This window comes from Methanobrevibacter thaueri, assembly GCF_015062905.1.
Lineage (GTDB): Archaea > Methanobacteriota > Methanobacteria > Methanobacteriales > Methanobacteriaceae > Methanocatella > Methanocatella thaueri_A.
The window spans coordinates 36,268-45,148 of sequence record NZ_SUTK01000011.1; the positions used below are offsets into that span (position 1 = coordinate 36,268).

The 8,881-nt window shown below is 39.2% G+C and carries 12 protein-coding genes and 2 rRNA genes; 7 read left to right on the plus strand and 7 right to left on the minus strand.

Annotated features, from left to right (window positions below; translation table 11 throughout):
* Positions 1-160: 160 nt before the first annotated feature.
* Together E7Z79_RS03725 and E7Z79_RS03730 are read right to left on the minus strand one after the other, a co-directional pair.
* Positions 161-400, minus strand: coding sequence for a hypothetical protein (locus E7Z79_RS03725; protein WP_303738635.1), 240 nt, complete (start codon positions 398-400; stop codon positions 161-163).
* Between the two features lie 13 nt (positions 401-413).
* Positions 414-824, minus strand: a complete 411-nt coding sequence (locus tag E7Z79_RS03730; RefSeq protein WP_303738636.1) for a C-GCAxxG-C-C family protein — start codon at positions 822-824, stop codon at positions 414-416.
* Between the two features lie 79 nt (positions 825-903).
* On the opposite strand from E7Z79_RS03730, the gene trxB reads away from it, so the two are divergent.
* Positions 904-1,818, plus strand: a complete 915-nt coding sequence (trxB, locus tag E7Z79_RS03735) for a thioredoxin-disulfide reductase (protein ID WP_303738637.1) — start codon at positions 904-906, stop codon at positions 1,816-1,818.
* On the opposite strand, the gene E7Z79_RS03740 is transcribed toward trxB, so the two are convergent.
* Positions 1,815-1,958 (minus strand): hypothetical protein, encoded by a 144-nt coding sequence (locus E7Z79_RS03740; protein WP_303738638.1) that lies wholly within the window; start codon positions 1,956-1,958, stop codon positions 1,815-1,817. The two genes, trxB and E7Z79_RS03740, sit on opposite strands and share 4 nt — an antisense overlap.
* A 67-nt stretch (positions 1,959-2,025) precedes the next feature.
* On the opposite strand from E7Z79_RS03740, the gene E7Z79_RS03745 reads away from it, so the two are divergent.
* The 6 genes from E7Z79_RS03745 to E7Z79_RS03770 all read left to right on the plus strand — a co-directional run bounded on the left by E7Z79_RS03745 (position 2,026) and on the right by E7Z79_RS03770 (position 6,509).
* Complete coding sequence (locus tag E7Z79_RS03745) at positions 2,026-2,517, plus strand: hypothetical protein (protein ID WP_303738639.1); 492 nt, start codon at positions 2,026-2,028, stop codon at positions 2,515-2,517.
* A 67-nt stretch (positions 2,518-2,584) separates the two neighbouring features.
* On the plus strand, positions 2,585-3,142 hold the full coding sequence (locus E7Z79_RS03750) for a GMP synthase subunit A (RefSeq protein WP_303738640.1): 558 nt from the start codon (positions 2,585-2,587) through the stop codon (positions 3,140-3,142).
* A gap of 8 nt (positions 3,143-3,150) precedes the next feature.
* Positions 3,151-3,411: a hypothetical protein gene (locus E7Z79_RS03755; protein ID WP_303738641.1), complete on the plus strand. Its 261-nt coding sequence runs from the start codon at positions 3,151-3,153 to the stop codon at positions 3,409-3,411.
* Between the two features lies 1 nt (position 3,412).
* Positions 3,413-4,339 carry a glutamine-hydrolyzing GMP synthase gene (gene guaA, locus E7Z79_RS03760; protein ID WP_303738642.1) on the plus strand — a complete coding sequence of 309 codons (927 nt, stop codon included), beginning with the start codon at positions 3,413-3,415 and terminating at the stop codon, positions 4,337-4,339.
* A gap of 48 nt (positions 4,340-4,387) precedes the next feature.
* Entirely contained in the window at positions 4,388-5,569 is a 1,182-nt protein-coding gene (locus E7Z79_RS03765) for a hypothetical protein (RefSeq protein ID WP_303738643.1), read from the plus strand.
* Positions 5,562-6,509, plus strand: a complete 948-nt coding sequence (locus tag E7Z79_RS03770) for a DegT/DnrJ/EryC1/StrS family aminotransferase (protein WP_303738644.1) — start codon at positions 5,562-5,564, stop codon at positions 6,507-6,509. Before E7Z79_RS03765 ends, E7Z79_RS03770 begins: the two co-directional genes overlap by 8 nt.
* Here E7Z79_RS03770 and cgi121 read toward each other — a convergent pair.
* The 4 genes from cgi121 to E7Z79_RS03790 form a co-directional block, all read right to left on the minus strand.
* Positions 6,493-6,984, minus strand: coding sequence for a KEOPS complex subunit Cgi121 (gene cgi121 / locus E7Z79_RS03775; protein WP_303738645.1), 492 nt, complete (start codon positions 6,982-6,984; stop codon positions 6,493-6,495). The two genes, E7Z79_RS03770 and cgi121, sit on opposite strands and share 17 nt — an antisense overlap.
* A 1-nt stretch (position 6,985) precedes the next feature.
* Positions 6,986-8,455, minus strand: coding sequence for a (R)-citramalate synthase (locus E7Z79_RS03780; RefSeq protein WP_303738646.1), 1,470 nt, complete (start codon positions 8,453-8,455; stop codon positions 6,986-6,988).
* 80 nt (positions 8,456-8,535) lie between these two features.
* Positions 8,536-8,653, minus strand: a 5S ribosomal RNA gene (gene rrf / locus E7Z79_RS03785).
* Between the two features lie 134 nt (positions 8,654-8,787).
* Positions 8,788-8,881, minus strand: a 23S ribosomal RNA gene (locus E7Z79_RS03790); the annotation flags it as partial.

Consider the following 8,881-nt stretch of genomic DNA (forward strand, 5'->3'; position numbering starts at 1 on the left):
ATCTAAATGGAAAGCAAAAAGGGGTGAAATTAGATCGCCAAAAAAAAGAAGGATATCCCCATATTCTTTATTTAAAAAAAATCAAACATATCAATTCTAATCGGTACTGCAGCAACTCAGAAATCTGAAAGCATTAATGGTGATAGGTGCCTTGAGGAGATTACCACAAATCATCTATGATATTTTCCAGATCCTCATCATCGATTCGGTCATATTCCAAATCCTCTAAAGTATAGCAGTAATTCTCCAGTACCCTTTCCACTTCAGCCGCATTATAATCTCTGCCATCGATGGTGACTGTTTCATCCTCTTCTTCATCATCTTCTCCCATGTAGCAACATTCGGGACAGTAAGGTTCTCCTTCATCAACCCAGGACCCGCAGCGCGGACAGATTCCCATAATATCGCCTCAATCAGATCAATTCCTCAAGGATTCTGGCCGCAGACTCAACCATTTTCGGACATAATTCACCAAAGAGATTATTTTCCCGCGCATATTGGACACCCTCTTCAGTGCTGATGTCACAGTCGAGCAAATCCCTGCAGATATAAGAGCCGTTTTCAGATTCAAAATCCTCCAGGAATCTTTTACAAGCCTCATTGCTTTTTGATTTGTCCTCTCCATACTTCAAGCCCAAAACCATCAAAGCACCGGTGCATGCTCCACATACTTCCGCTTTTCTCATTCCGCTTCCAAAGCAGGCACCGATTTTTAGGGCCTGTTCCTTTGAAAGACCAAAATCCTCACTAAAAGCAGCAAATACTGCCTGTGAGCACACGTAACCATCTTCAAACAATTGAACCGCATCTTCTATTCTAGTCATGTTAATTACTTTCATTCAACATATATATTAAAATAACTAAAATCAAAATATAACTTAACAGTAATTGTGAGGCAACAACATGAATGAATATGACATCATTATTATCGGAGCGGGACCTGGCGGACTTACAGCTGGAATCTATGCTGGCCGTCAGGGAACCAGAAACCTGATCATCGACAGAGACCTGGCCGGAGGACTGGGCCGTGAAGTACCGGAAATGGAAAACTATCCCGGATTTGACAACATCTCAGGACTGGAGCTGATTGAAAAGATGAAAGCCCAGGCAACCAGAAACTGCGATTTAAGGGAGATGGAAGAGGTTACAGAAATCACAAAAACTGATGATGAATACAGATTCACAGTGAAAACGACCAAGGACACCTACCGGTCAAAAACAATAATCCTTGCAACAGGCAGTTCCCACAGACGCCTTGAAGCCAAAGGAGAAGATGAGTTTAAGGGAAAAGGTGTGAGCTACTGCGCCACATGTGACGGATTCTTCTTTGCCGGACGTGACATCATCATGGTCGGCGGAGGAAACAGCGCCCTGCAGGAAGCGCTATACCTCAAAAACCTCGGCGCAAATGTGACAGTGGTCCACAGAAGAGATGAATTCAGGGCTCAAAAACACCTGCAAAATCAGATAAAGGAAGCCGAAATTCCAACAATACTCAATGCCACAGTCGAAGAGATAAAAGGAGAAATGCTTGTTGAGTCAGTCATATTAAAGGACACACAAACTGGAGAGCTCACAGAACTTCCTACCAATGGAGTTTTCGTTAGTGTAGGCTACATTCCCCACACTGAACTTGCAAAACAATTGGATATAGACCTTGATGAATCTGGGCACATTATAATAGATAAAAAACAGAAAACCAATGTGGATTATGTCTATGCAATCGGTGATGTCTGTGTCGGTCTAAAGCAATGGGTTGTTGCATGTGGAGAAGGTGCAGTTGCTGCAACTTCTGCCTTTGAAGATTTGAAAAGTTAATATCGTTCCTTTAGGAACATGTAGATGAAAAATGCAATAAGCAACACTACAATTACAGGCAATAACCACATGAATACTTTAAGCAACAATACTGCTGCAAATATAGCAATTATAACAAATATTAAATCTTGAAGTTCCATGTAATTCAAATTTATTAATCTTAATATATAAATTTAGTGAAAAACATTCCTTATAACAGATGATAGAATGAATAAGACAAAAAGAAATCTGCTGATAATAATTGTTTTTATGCTGTTTTTAACTTCCATTGTCGTATTCCTGAATTTTCAAAAGGAAACCGTTGAATTTGAGGACTTTTCAGTTGATGTCCCATTAGGATCAAGCTTTGGAAAAGTTATAGAAAACGACACACTGATAAAAGAGATGTATAGGTGCTATGGGGAAGATCTGACCATTACCTCCTTTGATAAGGGATATGTTGAGGACACATACTACAACAATACCGGCGAAAGAATCGATTTTTCCAAATCAATGATTGAAAACATAAGCGGAAGCGATAACGATGAAATGAAGGAGTTGTCTCCAAATCTGACCCAAATCATCCAAAAAACAGATATGAACGGATATGAGGATACTGATGTCGCCTGCATATATCATGATGATGACCATGTTATCATCATCGAAGGAGGGGATGAGAAATTCATAACCGAAATTGCAAAATCAATCAAAATATTATAAAAAATTAATAAAATATAATAAATAAAAAAGCCAAAAATAATATTATTATATTTTGATGGAGCATAACATGACAATAATAGTAGTTAATAACAAAGGTCAATATAATCATAGAATCGCTAGAAGTTTACAATACCTTAAGATTCCATCCGAACTCGTCTCAAATGATTTGAGCATCGAAGAAATCGAATCTAAAAATCCGATTGGACTTATTTTAGGTGGAGGGCCTTCCCTTGAAGGTGCAGGAAACAGCGAGGAATACATCAAACATTTTGACATTCCGATTCTGGGAATCTGTCTTGGCCATCAATTAATTGCTAAAACATACGGTGGAGAGGTTACCACATCCGATACTGAAAGTTATGCTCAGGTTAAAATTAATATCAATAATGATGAAAACTTATTTAAAGGATTGGCTCCTGAAATGGATGTTTGGTCTTCCCATAAAGACGAAGTGAAAACAATCCCTGAAGACTTTGAAATCCTGGCCAGTTCCAATTTGTGTGATGTTGAATCCTTTAAACATAAGGATAAGGAAGTTTATGGAATTCAATTCCACCCTGAAGTGCATCATACTCCAAAAGGAGAAATAATATTTAAAAACTTTTATGAAATCTGTAAAAAATAGGTGTAACAATGATTGATAACGCTGATGATTTAAGAGATAAAGCAAATGAATTTAAGACCGGATTAAAAAAGCAGTACGTCAACATCCCAATTGGCGATGAAGAATATGGCTTTAGAATTTCTGGTATCGGCCAAAAATCTGTTAAATTAGAAAAATATGTTAAATTTGATGACATTTTTGAAGCTATTGAATCAGGCAATGACAACGGCCTGGAAGCCATGATCAAACAAATAATTGAAGATTACGAAGAAGAAGATGAAGAGGAATAAAATGTTAAGTCCTAAAGAATTTATTGAAGATGCAATCCAAAAAATTAAAGACCAAATTGGTGATGAAAAAGCAATCATCGCTTTATCCGGCGGAGTGGACAGTTCCGTATGTTCTGTACTTGTCCAAGAGGCTATTGGCGATAATCTGACTGCAGTTTTTGTAGACCACGGTCTTTTAAGAGAAGGTGAAGTCGAACAAGTTACCAACACTTTCAAAGACAGGCTAAACTTTAAGTTTGTTGATGCTTCCGATGAATTTATGGATCAGCTTGCAGGTGTTGAAGACCCCGAAGAAAAACGTAAAATTATCGGAAGAGTATTTATCGAAGTATTCGAAAGGGAAGCAATCAAATCCGATGCAAAATTCCTGGTGCAGGGAACCATTGCTCCTGACTGGATTGAAACAAAAGGCGAAATCAAATCCCACCACAACCTTGCTCTTCCAAGCGGAATGGAACTTGAATTGTGCGAACCAATTCGTGACCTCTACAAAGACGAAGTAAGGGAAATCGGTGACGAATTAGGATTACCTGCAACCACCGTTTACAGACAACCTTTCCCAGGACCTGGACTTGGGGTTCGTGTTGTTGGAGATTTGACAAGGGAAAATGTTGAAATCTGCAGAAAAGCAAACAAGATTGTTTGCGATGAAATTGAAGCAGCAGGCATTGATAAGGACGTATGGCAATACTTCGCAGTATTGACCGACACCAAAGTTACAGGTGTGAAAGGAGACCAAAGAGACTTCGGATACCTTGTTATAGTCAGAGTGGTCAACTCAATTGATGCGATGACCGCATCCGTTGCTGAACTTCCTTGGGATGTTGTTCAAACCATTTCAAAAAGAATCACTTCAGAAATTTCCGAAGTTACCCATGTCGCTTTATCAATTAGTGATAAACCACCTGCAACCATCGAATTCTGTTAAAAATACTGAACTCCAGTATTTTTAATTTTTTACTTTTTTTAGAATATTATGAAAACCACAAAAAATGCATATTTAGCCAAACTGACCGAACAAATCCAGATGAAATCTGTTAAGGTCGGCAAAAACCTGGAAGGTACTACACCTCCATCGGTCTTCATCGGCAGATGGTCATATCCCAAGGTCTATGCAGGCCCCATGATGAGTTCCCAAATGGGAGACACACACATAATGGACTCTCCGGAAGAGTGGCTTGGCCAAAACAAAACCCAGGAGGAAATCATTAACTACAGGATGAACCTCGTAAGGGGCAAGCAGCTGGTCAAGATTGATGATTTGGAAAACCCTTTTGTCGAAAAGCTTCAGGACATTTCACTTGCATCCAAATCAATCGACAGTGAAGCCACATTCGGAAAGAGGCCAAGGGGATCAATGCTTTCAGAAGACAGCATGCCACACGGACCGAGTGCCGTCATCGAGAAATTCGACATCGATGCGGTGAGATGGGACAGACAACTGGAAAAGACATTCTATGATACCGATTTGAAGGCAACAGAAGCGGTATTGAACCTGCACAATAAGGATGTTCCATTTTCTGCAATGCAAAAGGCATTTTCTGTAGGCGCAATAGGAACCAAAAACAACAGAAAACTGGTTCCGACACGCTGGTCAATTACAGCATGCGATTCCACACTGGCGGATGAGTTTCTAAAGGAAGTGAGGAAATTTGAAATCCTGGATACGTACAGAGTCTTTGAATTTGGAGCCCTGAACAACTATTACGTAATCATCCTTACCCCTGGAGAATGGGAATACGAATGGTATGAGGCTTTCATCAAACTAATGAAAAACGAAGAATTGATATTTTCGGATTATGAAACCAACGGCGGCAAAAAGGAGTATTCCATTGTTGGAGGTTGCTACTACACCGCCAAAATGGCCGTCCTAGATTACCTGATGAAGATTAAAAAGCAATCAGGACTTGTGATATTGAGAGAAGCCTATGACGGATATGTTCCATTGGGCGTTTTCAATGTTCGTGAAAACATCAAGGAAGCCATGCAACAGCCATATCTGGAATTCGAAACCCTTGAAAAATGTCTGGAATATGCTGGAACCAAACTGAAAATACCTATCAGCAGATATGTGAAGCAGGGAACACTGCTGAATGAGATGCTTCACACAAAACAGACTACCCTTGATATGTACTTTAAAAGTGAGAACAATGTTTAAATTTAAAACCCCTTCAAAGAGAACCTTGGAAATAATGTCTGAAGTTGCAAAAGGCAACGTCGAAAAGGACTATGAGGAAAGCTGCATCAATAAGATTAATGACCTGACCGGAAAGGAGCATGTCAGGATGACCTCAAGCGGAAACAACAGCATCTTCATTGCGCTTTCTGCCGTTGAAGGAGATATCATCATTCCGGATCAGGGAGCATGGCATGGCTTTAAGCAGATTGCCAGATTCCTGAATAAGAACATAATTACTGTAAAGACAGATTTGGGACTCATAAATACAGATTACCTGGACGATTTGGACATTCAAGATTCATCAGCACTCATATTTACAAGTTTTGCGGGTTACAGCGCCGAGCAGGATGTCAGATCCATCTGCAAATACTGCAATGACAGAAACATTACCACAATCGAAGACGCTTCGGCAGGAATCGGAGACGATAAAAACAATCTGGGCAAAAATTCAGACATCATTCTTGCGTCAACAGGTTCACCAAAAATGATCAATGCCGGAAGCGGAGGATTCATTTCAACTGACGATGAGGAAGTTTTCAAAAAAACTGCCCTCCCACAAAAATTAAGCAAAACATCACAAATAGTATGTAGTGGTATAGATAATGAACTCAATCAAGTTAAAGATAATCTTGAAGTATCATTAAATGCAACAGACTATGTAAAAAAACACATACCCGATGCAATACATGCAGATAAAAGAGGCCTTAATGTAATTATACCGAACGATAATGCAAAGTCAATATGTTGGGATTTGAAAAGGACACTGACAACAGACAAAAGCGGATTCATCACAACATGTCCCAACTATAATCGCGTGAAACAAAAGGCAATTTGTGTAGAAATAAAAAATCTTGATTACCCATGCCTGAAAAATGAGTATCTTGATAAGATAATCGATGAGGTCACATGTCGACTGTAAGTTTTGTGATTCTGTCGATAATAATCTCTTCAATAGACATGTTCTGAAGTTCATCATCACTGATTTTGTATATTTCAACCAGATTCTCCTCATTTGGGATTAAAACATCATCATCTCTAGTAAAAATAGAGGACAGCTCCTGAGTGTGATCCTTTGAATTTATCAAAATTGCGCATAGCCCCATATTTCCTTCCTTCAGGCCTAAAATTTTAAATGCCTTCGAAATCTGGCGCTGGGCAGAACACCTTAAAACTATCTCCACACTTAAGTCATTGGCCAAATTCTCACCACGCTCAAAAGCAAGAAAAGCCTGATTGACACCATGAATTATATGATTTTTCGAAACGACCGAATCCGCATTCAGAAGCTGGATAATCTCACCGTCATCCCTAATGGAATTGATTTCATCAAGCACTTCCCCAACAGAATCGATGTTTGCCCTAAATCCCAATATTTGAATATTGTCCATATGCATATTAATCCCTTAATAACCTATTTACACCGGCAATGTAAGCCTTCACACTGGCATTGATAATGTCCGGTTCTGTACCACGGGCTGAAACAACCTTGTCCCCCTGCTGCAATTTAATAATAACATCAATGAAAGCGTCAGTACCTCCGGTGATTGCGTCTACGTGATATTCAATCAAAGCAATATCCTTGAACATGTCCAGGGATTTGAGCGCATTGATTGCAGCATCAACAGGACCTACACCCACTCCCGCATTAAGAATTTCCTCATTATCGATTGTGATTTTAACGGATGCAGTAGGCATAACCTTGTTTCCGGAAACGATGGTTACCTCATCAAGCCTGATTCTGTCTTCATGATTTATCTGCAAGACATTATCGGCAATTGCCTGCAAGTCAACATCGGTAACAGTTTTTCCCTTATCCGCCAAATCCTTAATGTCATTGCAAATCTGATTCAGCTGATCCTTATTGACATTCATGCCCAATTCCTTCAATCTGGAATCAAGTCCATGAGTTCCCATATGTTTTCCGAGGATAAACTTGCGCTTACGTCCGACAAGTTCTGGAGTTATAGGTTCATAAGTGGCGGAATTCTTAATGATTCCATCTGAATGGATTCCTGATTCATGGGCAAAGGCATTTTCTCCAACAATCGCCTTATTGGGCTGGATATACACTCCAGTGGATCTTGCAACCAATTTGGAAATGTCATAAATTTCACCGATTTGAACATTGGTTGAAAATTCGGGAAGCAGTCTGTCAATGCTGACGATACACTCTTCAAAAGAGGTGTTTCCGGCCCTCTCTCCAATACCGTTAACGGTGGTATGGATTTCGCTAGCCCCCGCCTTAACTGCAGATAATGTATTTGCAACAGCAAGTCCAAAATCATTATGGCAGTGCACAGAAAGAGGAGCATTCAAATTGTTTAACCTGCTGAATAAATCATAAGAAGAATCAGGAGTCAATATTCCCACAGTATCACATACGCAAAGCCTGTCTGCTTTATGGTCAATTGCATTCAAAAAGACTTCCCTTAAAAAATCAACATCACTTCTGGAAGCGTCCTCTGCGGATATCTCAACAATCAAACCATGATCCTTACAGTAGTCGATTGCATCATTAGATAAGTCAATGAGCTTGTCCCTAGTTGTATTCAATTTATCTGAAATGTGCAAATCTGAAGTCGGAACAACAAGGTTGACAGCATCAACATCACATTCAAGACAGTAATCTATATCAACATTCAATGGTCTTGAAAAACTTAAGATTTCTGCATTAAACCCCTGTTTGGTAATTTCCTTAATGGATTCTCGTTCACCTTCAGATGTAATTGCGGAACCTGCTTCAATAAAATCGATTCCTATTTCCTCAAGCTTGGAAGCTATTCTTAGTTTTTCCAAAGGGGTTAATGAAACACCAGGAGTCTGTTCCCCATCACGCAATGTTGTATCTAATACTTTAATATTCATAAGAATCACTGAAAAATTTCAATACGGGTATTAAGTAATAAAAAAACAGTCAAAAAAAGTAAGTAATAATTGTAATAGAAGGCTTGCAGCGAAATGAAATTCCCATAGAAAACCATAGTACACAAACAAAACGCAAAAAGACTTCACTACTGGGATCGAAACGAGTCCAGGTATAACCCTCATGCTATGGCCGCAATACCTACATATTACATATGAGTATGAAAAATAAATTATAATTAGTGCAACTTTCACCCTTACTGTTAACACCTAACCAAATTGTTATCAAACTATGTATCACTTGAATAAGTCAATACATACGTTTACTAACAATTAAAATAATGCAAGCGAACAATTGGAAGCAGCGGACTAAACAACTCGGAAAAAAAACCTCGAAGCGTACATCCCTACCCCATCAAACAAGTCTTC

Excerpts from the sequence above, each read along its gene's own strand:
- E7Z79_RS03725 (WP_303738635.1), bottom strand. The coding sequence starts at position 400 with ATGGGAATCTGTCCGCGCTGCGGGTCCTGGGTTGATGAAGGAGAACCT.
- E7Z79_RS03730 (WP_303738636.1), bottom strand. The coding sequence starts at position 824 with ATGACTAGAATAGAAGATGCGGTTCAATTGTTTGAAGATGGTTACGTG.
- trxB (WP_303738637.1), top strand. The coding sequence starts at position 904 with ATGAATGAATATGACATCATTATTATCGGAGCGGGACCTGGCGGACTT.
- E7Z79_RS03740 (WP_303738638.1), bottom strand. The coding sequence starts at position 1,958 with ATGGAACTTCAAGATTTAATATTTGTTATAATTGCTATATTTGCAGCA.
- E7Z79_RS03745 (WP_303738639.1), top strand. The coding sequence starts at position 2,026 with ATGAATAAGACAAAAAGAAATCTGCTGATAATAATTGTTTTTATGCTG.
- E7Z79_RS03750 (WP_303738640.1), top strand. The coding sequence starts at position 2,585 with ATGACAATAATAGTAGTTAATAACAAAGGTCAATATAATCATAGAATC.
- E7Z79_RS03755 (WP_303738641.1), top strand. The coding sequence starts at position 3,151 with ATGATTGATAACGCTGATGATTTAAGAGATAAAGCAAATGAATTTAAG.
- guaA (WP_303738642.1), top strand. The coding sequence starts at position 3,413 with ATGTTAAGTCCTAAAGAATTTATTGAAGATGCAATCCAAAAAATTAAA.
- E7Z79_RS03765 (WP_303738643.1), top strand. The coding sequence starts at position 4,388 with ATGAAAACCACAAAAAATGCATATTTAGCCAAACTGACCGAACAAATC.
- E7Z79_RS03770 (WP_303738644.1), top strand. The coding sequence starts at position 5,562 with ATGTTTAAATTTAAAACCCCTTCAAAGAGAACCTTGGAAATAATGTCT.
- cgi121 (WP_303738645.1), bottom strand. The coding sequence starts at position 6,984 with ATGCATATGGACAATATTCAAATATTGGGATTTAGGGCAAACATCGAT.
- E7Z79_RS03780 (WP_303738646.1), bottom strand. The coding sequence starts at position 8,455 with ATGAATATTAAAGTATTAGATACAACATTGCGTGATGGGGAACAGACT.